This is a genomic window from Dietzia maris (assembly GCF_036287335.1).
GTDB classification, from domain to species: domain Bacteria; phylum Actinomycetota; class Actinomycetes; order Mycobacteriales; family Mycobacteriaceae; genus Dietzia; species Dietzia cinnamea.
In genome coordinates, this window is the sequence record NZ_CP143053.1 from 1098987 (window position 1) to 1115756 (window position 16770).

Genomic DNA, 16770 nt, shown 5'->3' on the forward strand with positions numbered 1-16770 from the left:
TCGACCGCCGGACGGTCTCACGTCACCCGGTATCGCCCGGATGATCGACGCGGGGTGGAGCAGCTCGGTAGCTCGCTGGGCTCATAACCCAGAGGTCGCAGGTTCAAATCCTGTCCCCGCTACCACGCACTCAGGCCCGGTTCCCTCAGGGAGCCGGGCCTGAGCTCGTTTCGGGAGGAACCCCGTCCGGCGCGGCCACCGGGTTAGTGTCCGATCCGCGTCGGCGACCGCCGCGCGCCCGCCGGCGTCGAACCCCCCGGGGACCTGCTGCGGACCCTGGAGGACACCGGTATGAAGACCCGCGCCGCCATCGACGAAGGGCCCTCGTCGACTCGGACGGCCCGGATGACCGACCATGGGGGCGTGACACTCGAACCCGGGACACCCGCCGCGCCCGTCGACGTGGTCGTCATCGGAGCCGGGCAGGCCGGCCTGTCCGCCGGATACCACCTGCGACGCCGTGGCTTCGCCCCGGCCGGCCGGGCCGCGGGTGAGGACCGGAGCGAGCGCACCTTCGTCATGCTCGACGCCGACGAGGCCCCGGGCGGCGCGTGGCAGCACCGCTGGGAGTCGCTCACCATGCGCACGGTCAACGGGATCTTCGCCCTCCCGGACCACCCCGTGCCCGACGTCGACCCGGACACGCCCAGCCGCGAGATCCTGCCCCGCTACTTCGCCGACTACGAGGCCCGCCACGACCTCGACGTCCGGCGACCGGTCCGTGTCCGCTCGGTACGCAGACCGGTCCCTGGGAGGGTCGACCCGGCCGGAGACCACCTCGTCGTCGTCACCGAACCGACCGGTGCGCCCCGCCGCGGCACCTTTCGCCCCGGAGACCCACGGACCTGGGCGGCCCGCTACGTCATCAACGCCACCGGCACCTGGACCCGACCGTTCTGGCCGTACTACCCCGGACAGGAGACCTTCCGCGGGCGACAGGTCCACGTCCACGACTACGTGTCGGCCGACGAGTTCACCGGGCAGCGCGTCGTGATCGTCGGCGCCGGCATCTCGGCCACGCAGCTGCTCGAGGAGATATCCCGTGTCGCCGACACCCTGTGGGTGACGCGGCGGGAGATCGAGTGGGAGACCGGCCCGCCGCCGGACAACTTCTCCGCCGCAATCGACCGCGTCGCCGAGCGCACGGCGAGGGGGCTGCCGCCGGAGAGTGTCATCCGCGTCACCGGCATGTACCGCGCGCCGTGGATCGACCGCGCCGACGCGCGCGGCGTCCTCGTGCGCCACCCGATGTTCACCCGCATCGAGCCCGACGGAGTGCGGATGCCCGACGGGCGGCTCGAGCCGGCGGACGTCATCCTCTGGGCCACCGGGTTCCGGCCCGCGATCGCCCATCTCGCCCCGCTCGGGCTGCGGACGGCCGAGGGCGGGATCCGCGTCGCCGACGGACGGGCGCTCGACCAGCCGAGACTGTTCCTCATCGGCTACGGCCCGTCCCAGTCGACCGTGGGGGCCAACCGGGCGGGCCGTGACGCCGTGCGCCAGATCGTCGCGGACCTGCGGGAGGGCTCGCGACTCTAGAGCGTCCGGGAGATCAGCTCCTTCATGATCTCGTTGGTCCCGCCGTAGATCTTCTGCACGCGCGCCGAGGCGTACATGCGGGCGATCGGGTACTCGGTCATGAAGCCGTAGCCGCCGAAGACCTGCAGGCAGCGGTCGATGATCTCGCACTGCTTGTCCGTGCAGAAGTACTTGGCCATGGACGCCGTCGCCGGGTCGAGCTCGCCCTTGAGATGCAGCGAGATGCAGTGGTCCAGCAGAGTGCGGGCGGCCAGCGCCTCGGTCTTACATTCGGCCAGCTCGAAGCGCAGGTTCTGGAACTTGAGGATCGGCTTGCCGAACGCCTCACGCTCCTTGGCGTAGTCGGTCGCCAGGCGCACGGCGGTCTCGGCGGCGGCGACCGCGGTCACCGCGATGATGAGGCGCTCCTGCGGGAGCTGCTGCATCAGCTGGATGAAGCCCTGCCCCTCCTGGCCCTCGCCGCCCAGGATGTTGCCCACCGGGACGCGCATGTCGTCGAAGAACAACTCCATCGTGTCCTGGTACTTCAGGCCGATCTTGTCGAGCTTGCGGCCGCGGTTGAAGCCCTTCAGTCCGGGCGTCTCCGCCACCAGCAGGGACAGGCCCTGTGCGCCCTCCCCGCCCGTGCGCGCCACGATGACGAGCAGGTCGCAGTGCATGCCGTTGGAGATGAACGTCTTGGAGCCGTTGACCACGAAGTCGTCGCCGTCGCGCGTGGCCGTGGTGCGCAGTGCCTGCAGGTCCGACCCGGCGCCGGGCTCGGTCATGGCGATGGCGCCCACCATCTCGCCGGTCGCGAGCTTCGGCAGCCAACGCTGCTTCTGCTCCTGGGTGCCGTACTGGAGGATGTAGTGGGCGACGATCGTGCTGTGGACCGAGTTGCCCCAGCCGTCGTCCAGCGCCCGGGTCTGCTCCTCCGCGATGACGGCCTCGTGGGCGAACGAGCCGCCGCCGCCCCCGTATTCCTCGGGGATCGAGATGCACAACAGGCCCGCGTCGCCGGCCTTGTTCCAGAACTCGCGGTCCACCGCGCCCTGCTCGGCCCACCGCTCGAGGTGCGGGGCGGTCTCCTTCTCGAGGAAGGCGCGGGTGTGCGCACGGAGAGCGTCCAGGTCGTCAGTCATCCAGGGGGAGCGGAAGGGGGCGGGCTCGAACACGGGGCGACTCCAGAGTGAGGTGGGGGCCGGCGTGGCCTTGTCGAGCACCACCATACAACCGCATGGCATACAGGTGTATGGTCGTCATTCCGGCGGTCGCCTCGGGCGCCGCACGTCGCGGCGAGAGGTGTGCGTGATGGGCGAGGTGGGTTCGGCTGGCCCCGGGTCCGGCGGCGGCGCAGGGGCGGGCGACTCCGGCCCGCCGCGCTCCGCCGACGGCGACCTCACCGCCCGCGCGCGGATCCGGTACGCCGCCCTGGAGCTGTACTCGGACCACGGCGAGGACCGGGTCTCCATGCGCCGTGTCGCCGCCGAGGTCGGCGTGACCATCGGGCTGATCCAGCATCACTTCGGCACCAAAGAGGGGCTGCGCCGCGCGGTGGACGACCTCGTGGTGGAGCACGTCGTCGACGCGCTGGCGACCGTCGAGCACACCGGGTCCCCGGCGGAGGTGGTCGCGGCCCGCGACGCCGCCGTGCGCGACATGCTCGAGCGCAACCCGATGGTGGTGAAGTACATCAACCGCGCCCTGATAGAGCCCGACGGCCGGGGCGCTCCGCTGCTCGCGGCGATCGTCGACCTCACCACCAGGGAGGTCGAGAGTCTGCGCCGCGGCGGCCACGCCTCCACGCGCTCCTCGGAGAAGGTCCAGGTGGTGCGCACCCTCATGGGGCAGGTCGGCGAACTGTTCCTCGAACCGATCGTGGCCGCGATCTGGTGTCGGATCGGCGGTGCCGACGACCGACGTCCCACCATCCGGATCACGGTCGGGGAGCACTGACCGGCGGTGTGCCGCTGGGCGGTGGCGCCGCACCCGGATTCGGGAGGCGCGCCGGTGACGCGCGCGTGCGTCGTGCACGGCGGGGCCCCGGCCGCTAGTCTGACGGAGCGTAGACCCGGGCATTCCGCCAGGGGTGGGAAGGACACGCTCATGAGGTTCACCCGTCTGGCGAAACTCGCCGCGACGGCCGTGATGGCCGGCGCCGCCACGCTGATGGCGCCCGCAGCCGCCCAGGCGGCGGTGCCCGTCGGCGGCGCGACCCCCGTGCTCGTCGGGGGAGTGGCGGGATGCACCATCACCGCCGCCGGTTACGACGCGGCGGGCACCCCAGTCGCGTTCACGGCCGCCCACTGCAGCGATCGGATAAACGTCCCGGTCATCCTCCGCGACAACCAGGGCGCGGGCGTGATCGGCACGGTCGCCACCCGCAACGAGATCCTCGACTACTCGGTCATCCGCCTGGACCCGGGCGTCGCGGTCCCCGTCCGCCAGGCCGGCGTGGTCGGCCGCGGGCCGGCGCCGGAGTTCGGCGACGTCGTCTGCAAGGACGGCCTGTCGACCGGCCACACGTGCGGCATCACCTGGCAGCGCGAGGGTGACAGGTTCTGGAGCCACGCCTGTGCAGGGTACGGGGATTCCGGCGGGCCCATCACCCGCGACGGCCGGCTCGTGGGCCTGGTCTCGGGCGGCCACATGCCGCCGGCGGCCGGGGCGGCCGGCAGCCTCGGCCCTGTTCTGCCCTCGTGCCTGCACCCGGCCCAGTCGCCGTTCTTCCTGCCCGCGCTGGGGTACTCGTTCGACGCGATCGTCGCCGACGCCACCGCGCGCAACTGGCCCGGAAGCGGCTTCCGGATGGCCTGACGGCCCGGCCGGCCCCGGGATCCATCGAGAGGAGCGTTCCGCACACCCGCTCGGCGTGGTGTGCGGAACGCTCTTCTCGTTGATCCGACGGGTCTCGTCGCCCCGTCCGGCGGGTCAGCTCACTTCAGCTCGGCGCTCGACAGGTCGAGGATGCGCCGGGCGATGACCAGCTGCTGGATCTGCTGGGTGCCCTCGAAGATGTCGAGGATCTTGGAATCGCGCGACCACTTCTCGAGGAAGCTGCGCTCGGAGTAGCCGTAGCTGCCCGCGAGTTCGACGGCGCCCAGTGTCACGGCAGAGCCGGTGCGCCCGGCCTTGGCCTTGCACATCGACGCTTCCTTGGTGTTGGGCATCTTGTTGTCGGCCATCCACGCCGCGCGCAGCGTGAGGAGGTACGCGGCCTCCCAGTCGGCCTCGAGCTCGAGGTACTTGGCCACGGCGGCGGGCTGGCTGGTGGCGGGCCGGTCGTAGTCGATCTCCATCCCGGCCTCCTCGAGGAGCGTGCGGATCTCCTCGAGCGCGGCGCGCGCGACGCCCACCGCCATGCCCGCGACCAGCGGACGGGTGTTGTCGAACGTCTGCATGGCGCCGGCGAAGCCCTTGTCCACGCGGATCTCCGGGTCGCCCAGGAGGTTCTCCTTGGGGACGCGGCAGTCGGTGAAGGTGATCTGCGCGGTGTCGGAGGCGCGGATGCCGAGCTTGTGCTCGAGCCGGTCCACGGAGACGCCGGGGTGGTCGCGCGGCACGACGAAGGACTTGATGGCGGCGCGGCCCTTGCTCTTGTCCAGGGTCGCCCACACGACGATGTGGTCGGCACGGGCACCGGAGGTGACGAAGATCTTGGTGCCGTTGAGGACGTACTCGTCGCCGTCGAGGCGGGCGGTGGCCGACACGGCGGCGGAGTCGGAGCCGAAGTCCGGCTCGGTGATGGCCATGGAGGCCCACACGCGGCCGAACTTCTCCATCTGCTCGTCGTTGGCCACGGCCGCGATGGCGGAGTTCCCCAGGCCCTGCCGGGGGATCGAGAGCGTGAGGCCGACATCGCCCCAGCAGGTCTCGATGATGTTGAGCAGCGATTTCATGTTGCCGCCGTTGGAAACGCCCTCGCGCTTGGGGGCGCCGCCGGATCCCATCGTGGCGCCCGAGGCGGCCTGGCCGGCGTCCTCCATGGCCTCCATCATGGCCTTGAGGGTGTCGAGTTCCACGGGGTACCCGTGCTCGGCGAGGTCGTACTTGCGCGAGATGGGCCGGAAGATCTGGGTGGCCACCTGGCGGGCCTGGTTCGCACCCGCCTGGAGCTTCTTGGGTAGTTCGAGGTTGATCATCGCTGGATGTCCTTGGTCCGGTTCGGGAGGGTGGCGGGGCGGGGGGCGGTCACAGGACCACCACGCCCTCGGCCACGCCCACGGCGCGCAGGTCGCGGTACCAGCGCTCGACGGGATGCTCCTTGGTGAACCCGTGCCCGCCCAGCAGCTGGACACCGTCGAGGCCGATCTTCATCCCCTTGTCGGCGGCGATCTTGCGGGCCAGGGCGGCCTCGCGGGCGAACGACAGCCCCTGCTCGGCGCGGGAGGCGCCGCGCCAGGTGACCAGGCGCATGCCGTCGAGCTCGGTGGCCATGTCGGCCACGGCGAACGCGACCGCCTGGCGGTGCGCGATGGGCTCGCCGAACGCGTGGCGCTCCTTGACGTAGGGCGTGACGTAGTCGAGGACCGCGTGGGAGGTGCCCACGGCCAGCGACGCCCATCCGAGGCGCGAGAGGCGGATCACGTCGGCGTAGGCGGCGGCGCGGTCCTCGGGGGACACGTCCGGGCCGCCGAGGATCGCGTCGGCGGGCACGGCCACGTCGGTGAGGACGAGGCGACCCAGGCCGGCGGCGCGCAGGCCCATGGACGGATCGGCCTCCACCACGAGTCCGTCGGTGTCGGATTCCACGACGAAGAAGGTCGGCGCGCCGTCGAGGGTGGCGGCGACGACGAAGAGTTCCGCGTTCCCGGCCGTGGGCACCATCGACTTGACGCCGTTGAGCGTGAAGCCGCCGGGGGTACGCACGGCGGTCGTCTTCAGGTCGAACGGGTCGAACAGTGGCCGGGGCTCGGCCACCACGACGGCGGCGGCCGGGACCTTCTCGGAGGCGAACGCCGGCAGGTAGGACTTCTGCTGGGTGTCGGATCCGAACTGGGTCAGGGTGGTGGCCACGCCGGACGGCGCGAGGATCGGCAGGGCCAGGCCCATATCGCCGTAGGCGAGGGCCTCGGCGACGAGGGAGTTGGTCACCACGCCGCGCTCGGAGGCGATGCCCTCGAACTCCTCCGGGACGTTGAGCATGGTGGCGCCGATCTCGGCGGACCGCTCGAGAAGTGAGGCGGGTGCCTCGGCGGCGGCGTCGGCGTCGTGGGCGGCCGGGCGGATGACCTCGGTGGCGAACTCGCGCACGGTCTGGGAGATCATCTGCTGGTCGTCGTCCAGCGTGAGGTCGAACAGGTCGGGCCGCGCCTCGGTGTCGGCGTCGGGCAGGCGCTTGGGCGCGCCGCCGCCGGACACCTTCTTGAACGACTTGGTCGCTGCCCCGAGGGTCTTGAATCCGGTCTTGGTGGCCTCGTAGGTCACCCGGTCGACCTTCTGGCGCAGTCCGAACCGCTCGGCGAACTCCGACCCGGTGATCGTGGTCAGCGCACGCATCGCGGCGCCGATGGCGTCGATGCGTGTGGGGTTCTTGCCCGGTGTGGAGGTCTTCGCGCGTCCCGTCGTGGGCGGGGTCGTGGGGTTCTTACTCATCATCACCAGCTGTTCTCGTGACGGACGGTGGGCGGTGTGGTCGCCAACACCTTACTTCGGAGTAAGTTCCGAGCGCCACACTTTCCCCTGAAGTTCTCGGCACCGTTGTTCGGCGGGGGTTGGTTCAGCCGCGGAGCAGGGCGACCGCCTGGTCGACGGCACCCTGGCGGCCCGCCACGAACCAGTCGTAGCCGTTGACCTCCACGGTCGCGCAGACCCCGCCCGCGCCCTCGACGAGTGCGCGGCCGGGCAGCCAGTCCCACTCCGGGCAGGAGTGCTGGCACCACACGGTGTGGATCCCGCAGGCGACCGAGGCCAGGTCGACCGATCCGGATCCGAGCATCCGGATGGTCGCCGCGCCCCGGCTCACGCGGTGGAACGGCTCGGCCAGATCGGGGTCGGTGAGGAACGGCGGGTGGAGGTAGGTGGCGAGACTGCCGGCGGCGAGGTCGCCGGGGGACAGCGGGGTCACGGGGACGCCGTTGCGGCGGGTGGGGGTCTCGGAGCCGCCGACGAAGGTCTCGCCGGTGGCGGGGCGGTGGACCGCGCCGAGCAGGTAGTCGTCGGGGCCACTGAGTGCCACTGCCGAGCACCAGTAGTCGGAGCCGGAGACGAAGTTGTAGGTGCCGTCGACGGGGTCCACGACCCACCGCCGGTCGTGGCCGCCGGCGACCAGGGTTCCCTCTTCGCCGAGGACGCCGTCGTCCGGCCGGTGGGCGGCGAGGAGCGCGGTGATGTGTCGTTCGGCGGCGTCGTCCGCCTCGGTGACGACGTCCGAGACGGACGTCTTGCGCCGGACGTCGAGTCCGTCCTCGCGCAGGCGGCGCGCCAGGGTGCCGGCGTCGACGACGAGGCGGGCGGCCAGGTCGACGTCGGTCAGTCGCCCGGTGTGCTCGTCGGGCAGGGGGCGCGGGTGGCCGGTGTCGATGGACATGCACTTCCTCCGCTGGGGTCGCGGCGCGCTGACCACGGGCGGCAGCGGGTCCGCGGCTCTCGACGCTACCCGCGGCGGGCGACCACGGGTGGTGTGGCGGGTCACGTCGGGGCGACGGGCGGGGAAACGGTGGGCGACGCCCGGGCCGCGTAGACTCGTCTCGTGCACCCTGAAGTCTCCGCCGACATCGCAGCCCTCGACGCGACCATGACCACCGTCGAGAAGGTTCTCGACATCGACGAGCTCGCCCGCCGCGTCGACGAGCTCGAGCAGATGGCCGCCGACCCGGACCTGTGGAACGACCAGGACCGGGCTCAGAAGGTCACCAGCGAGCTGTCGTACATCCAGGCGGACCTACGTCGCTGCCGCGAACTGCGGCAGCGGATCGAGGATCTGCCGCTGATGTACGAGCTCGCGGAGGAGGAAGGCGGCGACGCCGTCGAGGAGGCGGATGCCGAGCGGGCGAGCCTGCGTGAGGACGTCGAGGCCATGGAGGTCAAGACGATGCTCAGCGGTGAGTACGACCAGCGTGAGGCCGTCGTGAACATCCGCGCGGGCGCCGGCGGTGTCGACGCCGCGGACTTCGCGGAGATGCTCATGCGGATGTACGTGCGCTGGGCGGAGAAGAACGGCCACAAGGTCGAGGTCTACGACACCTCGTACGCGGAGGAGGCCGGCATCAAGTCCGCCACCTTCATCGTCAAGGGCCCGTACATGTACGGCACCCTCTCGGTCGAGCAGGGCACCCACCGCCTCGTGCGCATCTCGCCGTTCGACAACCAGGGGCGCCGCCAGACCTCCTTCGCCGAGGTCGAGGTGCTTCCCGTGGTCGAGACGGTCGACTCGATCGAGGTCCCGGAGAACGAGGTCCGCGTCGACGTGTACCGCTCGTCGGGTCCCGGTGGGCAGTCGGTCAACACCACCGACTCCGCGGTGCGCCTCACGCACATCCCCACGGGGATCGTCGTGACGTGTCAGAACGAGAAGTCGCAGCTGCAGAACAAGGTCGCGGCCATGAAGGTTCTGCAGGCCAAGCTGCTCGAGCGCAAGCGGCAGGAGGAACGGGCCGCGATGGACGCCCTCGGTTCGGGCGGCAACGCGTCGTGGGGCAACCAGATGCGCTCCTACGTGCTGCACCCGTACCAGATGGTCAAGGACCTCCGGACCGAGCACGAGGTCAACAACCCGTCGGCGGTGCTCGACGGTGACATCGACGGATTCATCGAAGCCGGCATCCGGTGGCGGATGCGGGAGGGGGCCGACGCCTAGTGAGGGTCCAGACCGACTTCAGCGGAATTCTCCGTTGGCTGAGCAACGAGGGGCTGGAGGTCGTCCTCCTCGTCCTGGGGGCGGCCCTGCTGACCCGCGTGATCGGCAAGATCGCCCGGATGTGGACCGGCCGGATCGACGCCAAGAACGCGGACAAGGAGCTGTGGTCCGAGGAGTCCAAGCACCTGCACTCGCTGATCCAGGTGCTCTCCTATGTCGCCGTCGCCGTCCTCTACGTCCTCTTCGGGATCCAGATCCTCCTGCGCTTCGGCGTGAACCTCGTCGCCCTGGTCGCGCCGGCGACCGTCCTCGGCGCGGCACTGGGCTTCGGCGCGCAGAAGATCGTCCAGGACTTCCTCGCGGGATTCTTCGTCCTCGCCGAGAGGCAGTACGGGTACGGCGACATCGTGGAGCTCACGACAGCGACCGGCGTCGCCGCCGGCACCATCGAGGACGTCACTCTCCGCGTCACCCGGCTGCGCACGCTGGACGGTGAGGCCGTGATCGTCCCCAACGGTCAGATCGTCACCGCCGTCAACCAGTCGCAGGACTGGGCGCGGGCGATCATCGACGTTCCGGTCCCCAACAACGCCGACATGGACAAGGCGCACGAGGTGCTGGCCGAGGTGTGCCGGGACATCGTCGACGACGACCGTGTGGGCGAGTACGTGCTCGACGAGCCGTCCGTGATGGGCGTGCAGTCCATCAAGCTGGAGCAGACCATCATCCGCCTGCTCGCCCGCACCAAGCCGGGAATGCAGTGGGAGGTCGGCCGGCGCATGCGCGCGGTGATCCTGCGACGGTTCAGGCAGGAGGGCATAGTCCTGGAACCGGAGGCGCTCGCGGCCATCCGGGCGGGGATGCTCCGCCCGCAGACCGGAGAGGGGAGCGTCTGATGGCACGGCACAGAGACGACGACACGACCCGGAACGACGACACGACCCGGAACGACGACACGATCCGCGACGGTGACGTGGCCCGGGGCGCCGACGCGACCCCCGACGCTGATACGACACCCGACGCCGGTACGGCCCGGGAGGATGACGCCACGCGTCAGGAGCCCGTGCTGCGCCAGGACCCGTCCGCCCGCGAACAGCCCGATCCGCTGGGCCTCGGCGGCACGCCACCGCCCGACGCGCCCTCACGCCGGCCGAAGCCCGCGATCGTGGCGCTGATCGGGGAGTTCCTGTCGATGTCGCGGACGACCGCGATCCTTCTCGGCGCGTTCGTCGTCGCCGGGGTGCTGTATCTGCTCGTCCGTGAGCAGCCGGTCGTCGCCTTCGGCCCGCCGGCCCCGCCCGCGACCAGTGCGCCGACCGAGCCGGCTGAGTCATCGTCCGAGCAGACCGGGCCGTCGGAGATTACGGGCACCACCGATCCCACTCCCACGACAGGGCCGGATCAGACGGGGACCGCGACGACCGGGACGACGACCACCGGCCCCGAGGGCACCGCCACCACCAGCCCGGGCCCGGGTGGCTTGCGCGGAACGGCGGGATCGACTCCCACCCGGCAGGAGCAGACGCAGGCGCCGCAGCAACAGGCGCCGCAGCAACAGGCGCCGCAGGAGCAGCCTCAGCAGCAGTCGCAACAGCAGACTGGTCAGCAGGCACCCGAGGGCGTTGCGACCTCTGTTCCGAGCGGCGGCGCCCTCGAGGGGTGACGCCTCTCGGGCACCGGGCGGCGCTTCGGCGGTCCCGCCGGCGGATCACGGTGTTCGGCCAGCGGCGCCAACAGGTGACCGGTGTGGCGCTACGCTGCTCGTGTGATCAGTGCTTCCCATGTGACCAAGTCGTACGCGTCCGTGACGCGCCCGGCTCTGTCCGATGTGAGCGTGGAGATCGACGACGGCGAGTTCGCCTTCCTCATCGGTGCCTCCGGCTCCGGTAAGTCGACCTTCCTGCGGCTGCTGCTGAGGGAGGAGCGGCCGGACTCGGGTCGGCTCGTCGTGGCCGGCCACGACCTCACACGCATGAAGAACTCGGATGTGCCCGGGCTGCGGCGTTCGCTCGGTTGCGTGTTCCAGGATTTCCGCCTCCTGCCGGGCAAGACGGTCGCGGAGAACGTGGCGTTCGCGCTCCAGGTCATCGGCAAGTCCCGCCGGACCATCGAGAAGGTCGTCCCGGAGACGCTCGACATGGTCGGACTGGGTACCAAGGCGGATCGTCGGCCGCACGAGTTGTCCGGGGGAGAGCAGCAGCGAGTCGCCATCGCCCGGGCGTTCGTGAACCGTCCCGTGCTGCTGCTCGCGGATGAGCCGACGGGCAATCTCGACCCGGAGACCAGTGAGGACATCATGTTGCTGCTCGACCGGATCAACAGGACGGGCACCACGGTGCTCATGGCCACGCACGACCGCCACATCGTGGACCGGTCGCGCCGCCGGGTCGTGGAACTGGTCGACGGTGCGGTCGTGCGGGATGACGCACGCGGGACCTACGGGGCGGATCGCTGATGGCCGTCAGGTTCATCGCGTCGGAGGTCGCGCAGGGACTGCGCCGGAACCTCTCCATGACGCTGGCCATGATCATCACCACGGCCGTCGCGCTGGGGATGCTGGGGGCCGGCCTGCTGGTGGCGATGACCGCGTCCGCGAGCCAGGCCAAGTACGACTACCTCAACGAGTTCCGCGTCTACGTGGACCGCTCGATCTCCGTCGAGGACCCGGAATGCGCGGCGGAGTGCGCGAGGATCCGCGAGCAGCTCGAGGAGACGCCGGGTGTGGCGTCTGTGGAGTACAAGAACCCGCAGGAGACCTACTCCGAGTTCGTCGAGCTGTTCGCCTCGACCGACCCGGTTCTGGTGGAGTCGACGTCGCCGGACGCTCTCGGCTCGCGGTTCACCCTCACTCTGTCCGATCCGACGCGGGCGGAGGAGGTCGCGGTGGATCTGGCGGACGTGTCCGGGATCGAGGTCGTGCAGGGGCAGGGTGAGTTGGTCGAGCGCGTCTTCTCGGTTCTCGGCGGCATCCGCAACGCGGCGTTCGCCATAGCGGTGGTTCAGCTCGTGGCGACCGTCCTGCTCATCGCCAACATGACCCAGATCGCGGCGTTCACGCGACGCACCGCGGTCGGGATCATGCGCCTGGTGGGCGCGAGCCGGTGGTACACCGAGTTGCCGTTCGTGCTCGAAGCGGTGATCGCGGCGATCACCGGCGCCGTCCTTGCGGTGGGGGGTCTGTTGGTGGCCAAGAGCGTGTTCCTCGACAGGGTGCTGGACGAGGCGTACCGGGCGAATCTCGTCGAGAGGATCACGACCTCCGACATTCTGGTTCTCGCCCCGGGGCTCGTCGTCGCCGGCGCGGTGGCCTCCGCGTTGACGGCGTGGGTGACCCTGAGGCTGACGGTCCGGCACTGATGGCCCGGTACTGATGGCCCGGCACTGACGGCCGCCGCCCCTTCCGGCTCGTCTAGACTCTGGGGGCTGCGCAACAGCAACGAGGAGGTGAACCGACGTGGCCAAGAAAAACAAGAAGAAGGGCGCGTCCTCCCTCGGCTCCGACGGGAGCATCGTCGCGAGTAACCGCAAGGCCAGGCACGATTTCCACATCCTGGACACCTACGAGGCCGGGATCGCCCTCGTGGGCACCGAGATCAAGAGCATGCGGGAGGGTAAGGCCTCGCTGGTCGACGCGTTCGCGACGGTCGACGACGGCGAGGTGTGGCTCCGCGGGCTCCACATCCCCGAGTATTCGCACGGGAGCTGGACGAATCATGCCCCCAAGCGGGCGCGGAAGCTCCTGCTACACCGCCGGGAGATCGACTCGCTCGTGGGCAAGGTGCGCGACGGGAACGCGACGCTCGTCCCGTTGTCGCTCTACTTCGTGAACGGTCGCGTCAAGGTCGAACTGGCCGTCGCGCGGGGTAAGCAGGCCCACGACAAGCGGCAGGACATCGCCCGGCGGACGGCCGAGCGCGAAGCGGTCCGCGAGCTGGGCAGGAAGATCAAGGGCATGCGGGCGTGATGCCGGTCGCGCTGGCGTCGACCTCGGCGGTGGCGTACGGCATCAGTGACTATCTCGGTGGCGTGGCGTCCCGCCGCGCGCGGGCGTTGCGCGTCGTCAGCGTGGCCTACCCTGTCTCGATCGTGCTCGTGGGGGTCGCGGCCCTCGTCGCGGGCGGGTCACCTACTCCGGCGGGCCTGGGGTGGGGGTTGGCGTCCGGGCTCGCATCCGGCGCCGCGGTGTGGACGTTCTATGTGGCGCTGTCCCGGGGGCCGATGAGCGTCATCTCACCGATCACGGCGGTCCTGGCCGCCGCCGGACCTCTGGCCTTCGGGTTGGCGGCGGGGGAGCGGCCCGGGTCCGCGGCGATGGCGGGGATGGCGGTGGCGCTCGTGGCCACCGTCCTCGTGTCCCTGGAGGGCGCGGACGGCTCGTCCGCCGCGCACGGGCGGTTGACGGCGTCGCTCCTGGTGATGTCGGTTGTGTCGGGCTCGGCGTTCGCCGCCTTCTTCGTCCTGTTGTCGCGGGTGCCCGCGGGCGAGGGGCTCTGGCCGGTCGCGGCGTCGCGGGTAGGCGCGACGGTGATGTTGCTCGCCGCTGCCGTGGCCGCGCGTGAGTCGTTCCGCTTCCCGCGCCGGCTCATCGCGATCGGGGTGGTGATCGCCGTGTTCGACGCGATCGCGAATGGTGCGTTCTACTTCGCCTCCCAGGCAGGGATGCTCTCCCTCGTCAGCGTTATCGCCGCCCTGTACCCCGCCTTCACCGTCGCGCTGGCGGTCACGCATGGGGGCGAGCGGATGCGCGCGGTCCAATTGGCTGGGCTGGGCCTGGCCGGCGTCGCGATCGTCCTCCTCACGCTTGGCTGACCGGAGACGGACGTTACCCTGGTAATCGACGGTCCCCCGGGGTATGGTTGGAGGTCCGTCGGCGGAAGTCGGCGGCTCCTGAGGGGCTGATGTGGTTTCGACTACGTGAGCTGACGCAGGGGAAGCGTGCCGGTGCAGGCCAGAGACCACCGTAAGCGTCGTGGCAACCAATTACGCGCCGATACCAATCAGCGCGACTACGCCCTCGCTGCCTGATAGCGAGCCCGTAGTCTGTCGGCCCGGGGTCGCTCTCGCCCCGGAACCCGGCATCATCTAGAGGGATCACCGGCTCACCCGGTCACGGGGTGGGTCGGGACAACTCACAGTGACTGGGATCGTCATCGCCAACACGTCCGCATGAGGGCGAGATCCGAGTAGAGGCCAACGCGGACTGCGCACGGAGAAGCCCTGCCGATGCTGCGGAGGACCCGGGTTCAATTCCCGGCAGCTCCACAATCGGACTGAACCCCCGGTCGTCTCGACGACCGGGGGTTCAGTGCATTTCAGGGTGTTGCTCGGAACGATCGATGCAGAGTCCGTTCGCGCGCCGACCGCCGGCGCTGACTCCCTCCCGCCTCAGAAGGGTGGTGGTGGTTGGAGGAGTTCGTCGAGGTGCTCGTGGAGGGCGTGGAGGATGGCTTTTTCGAGGGTGCTGTCGGTGGGTTTGTTGCGTTGCCACCAGCGGCTGGCCGCGGCGGGGGTCATACGCTCACGCGGGGCCGGGCCCGGGGCCGTGTTCGAGTCCGGACCCGCGTTCGGGTCTGGGGCGGTCTCGGCTGCCTCGGCGCCGGTGTCGGGTGGCGGCGCGGTCGGTGCGGTGTCGGTGGCTTCGGCGGTGTTGCGGGCGGCGGTGCGGGCGCGTTCGCGGGCCAGGCGTTGGGCGCGGCGGGCGAAGTAGGTGGCCTCGTCTAGGACCCCGGCCCCGTAGACGGGGCTGGGGTTGCGGCGTTGCTGGCGTGCCCAGGCATCGGCTTCGTCGCGTTGTTGTTCGCGCCGGTAGTGGGCCAGCGGGCCGTCGGGGCGGGTGAGCATGACGGTGCCGTCGGGGGTGGTCACGATCAGGGTGCCGTCGGGTTGGAGCTTGTAGGTCCAGTCGGAGAAGGTTTTGAACCGGTGGTGGCGCCGGCATTGGGCCACCAGGTTCGCCTCGATGGTCTGGCCGCCGGCGGCGGGGTCGGCGTGGTTGAACGGCACCACATGATCCAGGTCGCAGTCGTCGGCCGGGATCGTGCACCCGGGGTGGCGGCAGGTGCCGTCGCGGAGCCGGACACGGCGCGCCAACTGGGCACCGGGCCGGTATCTCAGGGCGGCGTCGGTGTCGTCGGCGGCGCCGAGGCGGGGATCGACCTGCTCGAAGGTGGCCCCATCCGAGGTGGCGAGCATTTCCAGCAGGGTCTGCAGGGCGGCTTCGCCGGTGCGGGTGAACTCCACCCGCGCGCCGTGTTCGTCGCGGCCGTTGTCGCCGGTGGCGATGACGGTGACCTTCGGCCGCAACACCGGAGCCGGACCGCCGCCGGCGCCGGCGGGCGCGCCCACGGCGCCGTCGGCGGCATCGTCTGTGCTCGCGGCGTCATCGGAAGCGTTGGCAGCGTCGGGGCGATTGGGGGTGTCGCCGCAGATCAGGGACATCAGGGCGTCGGCGCGGCGTTCGGCTGTGGAGTAGTTCGGCTCCGGCTCGGCCGGCTCGTCCGGGTCGGTGTCGGGGTCGGCGGCCCGGCCGGCAGCCGCGGCGGTGGTGTCGGCGTCGGCGGCCTGGTGTTCGGCGACCCGCTGGTCGAGGGCCTCGGCCAACACGGCGGCTTCCTCGGTGGCCAGCAGGGCGGAGACGCTGGACATGCCGTCGACGCCTTTGCCGATGCGTACGCCGCGGGTGCGGCTGGCGTCTTCTTTGCGTAGCCGGATGGCGTCGGGGTCGTGGCGGCCGATGACGGCGTCGATCTCATCGCGTAGGGCCTTGTCGCCCAGTCGGATGCCGGCGGCGATGCCGTTGAGGTAGTCGTCGACGACCTGGCGTTGGACCTGCTCCAGCACGTCGCCGCGGACGGTGGCCATCTGCCGGGCGAGCAGTTCGGCGACGCGTTGTTCCATCAGTCCGGCGGCCATGGCTTCGAGGATCGCCGGGTAGCGGGTGTGTAGTTCCCAGGAGAAGGACAGCATCTTCTCCGCGCGTCTGGCGGAGATGGACATCGCCGCCACCACGTAGCCGGCGGCGGCGACGAGGCCGTCGACCACCGCGTGGCCGGGGCGGGCCTCGTGGCTGCCGTCGATACCGTGGCCGTACTCGCGCCAACACTCCTGCAGCAGCGCGTAACAGGCCACCAGACGCTGCGCCGCCGCGCGATTCTCGGCCGCCCACCCGGCCCGCGCCGCCGCCGTCAGGCCCGTCATCGCCGCGGCGGCGCCGTCACCGGACGAGCCGGCACGGCCGGACGAGCCGGCACGGCCGGACGAGCCGGCAGCACCGGACGCGCCAGTGGGGCCACCGGCCGCGCGCTCGGGATCGCCGTCCATGCCCCACCCCCCGTGATCGACCGTGCGGCCGCGCCGCGACTTGTCTCGAATACGTGTTCTAGTCTACGTCCACGTGTTCGACACCACAAGAGCTTCGTCTGTATCGCTGACGGTGCCGGCGCACGTGCACC

The 16770-nt window shown here is 70.7% G+C and carries 15 protein-coding genes, 1 tRNA gene and 1 other RNA gene; 12 read left to right on the top strand and 5 right to left on the bottom strand.

Features of this window, described 5'->3' with window-relative positions:
* The first annotated feature begins 48 nt into the window (after nt 1-48).
* Together VYL96_RS05005 and VYL96_RS05010 are read left to right on the top strand one after the other, a co-directional pair.
* A tRNA-Met gene (locus tag VYL96_RS05005) sits at nt 49-125 on the top strand.
* Nucleotides 126-345: 220 nt separating this feature from the next.
* A complete protein-coding gene (locus VYL96_RS05010) occupies nt 346-1539 on the top strand; it encodes an FAD-dependent oxidoreductase (protein ID WP_165928420.1) in 1194 nt (397 codons plus the stop codon).
* Here VYL96_RS05010 and VYL96_RS05015 read toward each other — a convergent pair.
* Nucleotides 1536-2663, bottom strand: coding sequence for an acyl-CoA dehydrogenase family protein (locus VYL96_RS05015; RefSeq protein ID WP_407935073.1), 1128 nt, complete (start codon nt 2661-2663; stop codon nt 1536-1538). The two genes, VYL96_RS05010 and VYL96_RS05015, sit on opposite strands and share 4 nt — an antisense overlap.
* 169 nt (nt 2664-2832) lie before the next feature.
* Here VYL96_RS05015 and VYL96_RS05020 point away from each other — a divergent pair, with 169 nt between their 5' ends.
* Both VYL96_RS05020 and VYL96_RS05025 read left to right on the top strand, forming a co-directional pair.
* Nucleotides 2833-3477 carry a TetR/AcrR family transcriptional regulator gene (locus VYL96_RS05020; RefSeq protein WP_106385776.1) on the top strand — a complete coding sequence of 215 codons (645 nt, stop codon included), beginning with the start codon at nt 2833-2835 and terminating at the stop codon, nt 3475-3477.
* 150 nt (nt 3478-3627) lie between these two features.
* Nucleotides 3628-4338, top strand: coding sequence for a chymotrypsin family serine protease (locus VYL96_RS05025; protein WP_106385777.1), 711 nt, complete (start codon nt 3628-3630; stop codon nt 4336-4338).
* 119 nt (nt 4339-4457) lie between these two features.
* Here VYL96_RS05025 and VYL96_RS05030 read toward each other — a convergent pair whose 3' ends face one another.
* The 3 genes from VYL96_RS05030 to VYL96_RS05040 form a co-directional block, all read right to left on the bottom strand.
* On the bottom strand, nt 4458-5663 hold the full coding sequence (locus VYL96_RS05030) for an acyl-CoA dehydrogenase family protein (protein ID WP_131884953.1): 1206 nt from the start codon (nt 5661-5663) through the stop codon (nt 4458-4460).
* A gap of 49 nt (nt 5664-5712) precedes the next feature.
* Nucleotides 5713-7119, bottom strand: coding sequence for an acyl-CoA dehydrogenase family protein (locus VYL96_RS05035; RefSeq protein WP_131884952.1), 1407 nt, complete (start codon nt 7117-7119; stop codon nt 5713-5715).
* A gap of 121 nt (nt 7120-7240) precedes the next feature.
* The gene (locus tag VYL96_RS05040; RefSeq protein ID WP_131884951.1) at nt 7241-8050 is read right to left on the bottom strand and encodes an inositol monophosphatase family protein; all 810 of its coding nucleotides are present in this window, start codon (nt 8048-8050) and stop codon (nt 7241-7243) included.
* A 162-nt stretch (nt 8051-8212) separates the two neighbouring features.
* Here VYL96_RS05040 and prfB point away from each other — a divergent pair, with 162 nt between their 5' ends.
* The 8 genes from prfB (at nt 8213) to ssrA (ending at nt 14584) form a co-directional block, all read left to right on the top strand.
* Complete coding sequence (gene prfB, locus VYL96_RS05045; protein ID WP_131884950.1) at nt 8213-9319, top strand: peptide chain release factor 2; 1107 nt, start codon at nt 8213-8215, stop codon at nt 9317-9319.
* Complete coding sequence (locus VYL96_RS05050) at nt 9319-10215, top strand: mechanosensitive ion channel family protein (protein ID WP_061229888.1); 897 nt, start codon at nt 9319-9321, stop codon at nt 10213-10215. The genes prfB and VYL96_RS05050 overlap by 1 nt, the downstream gene beginning before the upstream one ends.
* Nucleotides 10215-10982, top strand: coding sequence for a hypothetical protein (locus VYL96_RS05055; RefSeq protein WP_165928418.1), 768 nt, complete (start codon nt 10215-10217; stop codon nt 10980-10982). Before VYL96_RS05050 ends, VYL96_RS05055 begins: the two co-directional genes overlap by 1 nt.
* A gap of 102 nt (nt 10983-11084) precedes the next feature.
* Entirely contained in the window at nt 11085-11774 is a 690-nt protein-coding gene (gene ftsE / locus VYL96_RS05060) for a cell division ATP-binding protein FtsE (RefSeq protein WP_131884949.1), read from the top strand.
* A complete protein-coding gene (gene ftsX / locus VYL96_RS05065; protein ID WP_131884948.1) occupies nt 11774-12676 on the top strand; it encodes a permease-like cell division protein FtsX in 903 nt (300 codons plus the stop codon). Before ftsE ends, ftsX begins: the two co-directional genes overlap by 1 nt.
* Before the next feature lie 97 nt (nt 12677-12773).
* Nucleotides 12774-13283, top strand: coding sequence for an SsrA-binding protein SmpB (gene smpB, locus VYL96_RS05070; RefSeq protein ID WP_007633865.1), 510 nt, complete (start codon nt 12774-12776; stop codon nt 13281-13283).
* Nucleotides 13283-14128, top strand: a complete 846-nt coding sequence (locus VYL96_RS05075; protein ID WP_061229891.1) for a DMT family transporter — start codon at nt 13283-13285, stop codon at nt 14126-14128. The genes smpB and VYL96_RS05075 overlap by 1 nt, the downstream gene beginning before the upstream one ends.
* Nucleotides 14129-14210: 82 nt before the next feature.
* Nucleotides 14211-14584, top strand: a transfer-messenger RNA (tmRNA) gene (gene ssrA, locus VYL96_RS05080).
* A 120-nt stretch (nt 14585-14704) separates the two neighbouring features.
* On the opposite strand, the gene VYL96_RS05085 is transcribed toward ssrA, so the two are convergent.
* Nucleotides 14705-16639 carry an HNH endonuclease signature motif containing protein gene (locus VYL96_RS05085; protein ID WP_243699562.1) on the bottom strand — a complete coding sequence of 645 codons (1935 nt, stop codon included), beginning with the start codon at nt 16637-16639 and terminating at the stop codon, nt 14705-14707.
* Between the last annotated feature and the right edge of the window lie 131 nt (nt 16640-16770).

Bases quoted from the DNA above. Each gene is read 5' to 3' on its own strand.
- VYL96_RS05010 (WP_165928420.1), top strand. From the start codon at position 346: ATGACCGACCATGGGGGCGTGACACTCGAACCCGGGACACCCGCCGCG.
- VYL96_RS05015 (WP_407935073.1), bottom strand. From the start codon at position 2,663: ATGACTGACGACCTGGACGCTCTCCGTGCGCACACCCGCGCCTTCCTC.
- VYL96_RS05020 (WP_106385776.1), top strand. From the start codon at position 2,833: ATGGGCGAGGTGGGTTCGGCTGGCCCCGGGTCCGGCGGCGGCGCAGGG.
- VYL96_RS05025 (WP_106385777.1), top strand. From the start codon at position 3,628: ATGAGGTTCACCCGTCTGGCGAAACTCGCCGCGACGGCCGTGATGGCC.
- VYL96_RS05030 (WP_131884953.1), bottom strand. From the start codon at position 5,663: ATGATCAACCTCGAACTACCCAAGAAGCTCCAGGCGGGTGCGAACCAG.
- VYL96_RS05035 (WP_131884952.1), bottom strand. From the start codon at position 7,119: ATGATGAGTAAGAACCCCACGACCCCGCCCACGACGGGACGCGCGAAG.
- VYL96_RS05040 (WP_131884951.1), bottom strand. From the start codon at position 8,050: ATGTCCATCGACACCGGCCACCCGCGCCCCCTGCCCGACGAGCACACC.
- VYL96_RS05055 (WP_165928418.1), top strand. From the start codon at position 10,215: ATGGCACGGCACAGAGACGACGACACGACCCGGAACGACGACACGACC.
- ftsX (WP_131884948.1), top strand. From the start codon at position 11,774: ATGGCCGTCAGGTTCATCGCGTCGGAGGTCGCGCAGGGACTGCGCCGG.
- VYL96_RS05075 (WP_061229891.1), top strand. From the start codon at position 13,283: ATGCCGGTCGCGCTGGCGTCGACCTCGGCGGTGGCGTACGGCATCAGT.
- VYL96_RS05085 (WP_243699562.1), bottom strand. From the start codon at position 16,639: ATGGACGGCGATCCCGAGCGCGCGGCCGGTGGCCCCACTGGCGCGTCC.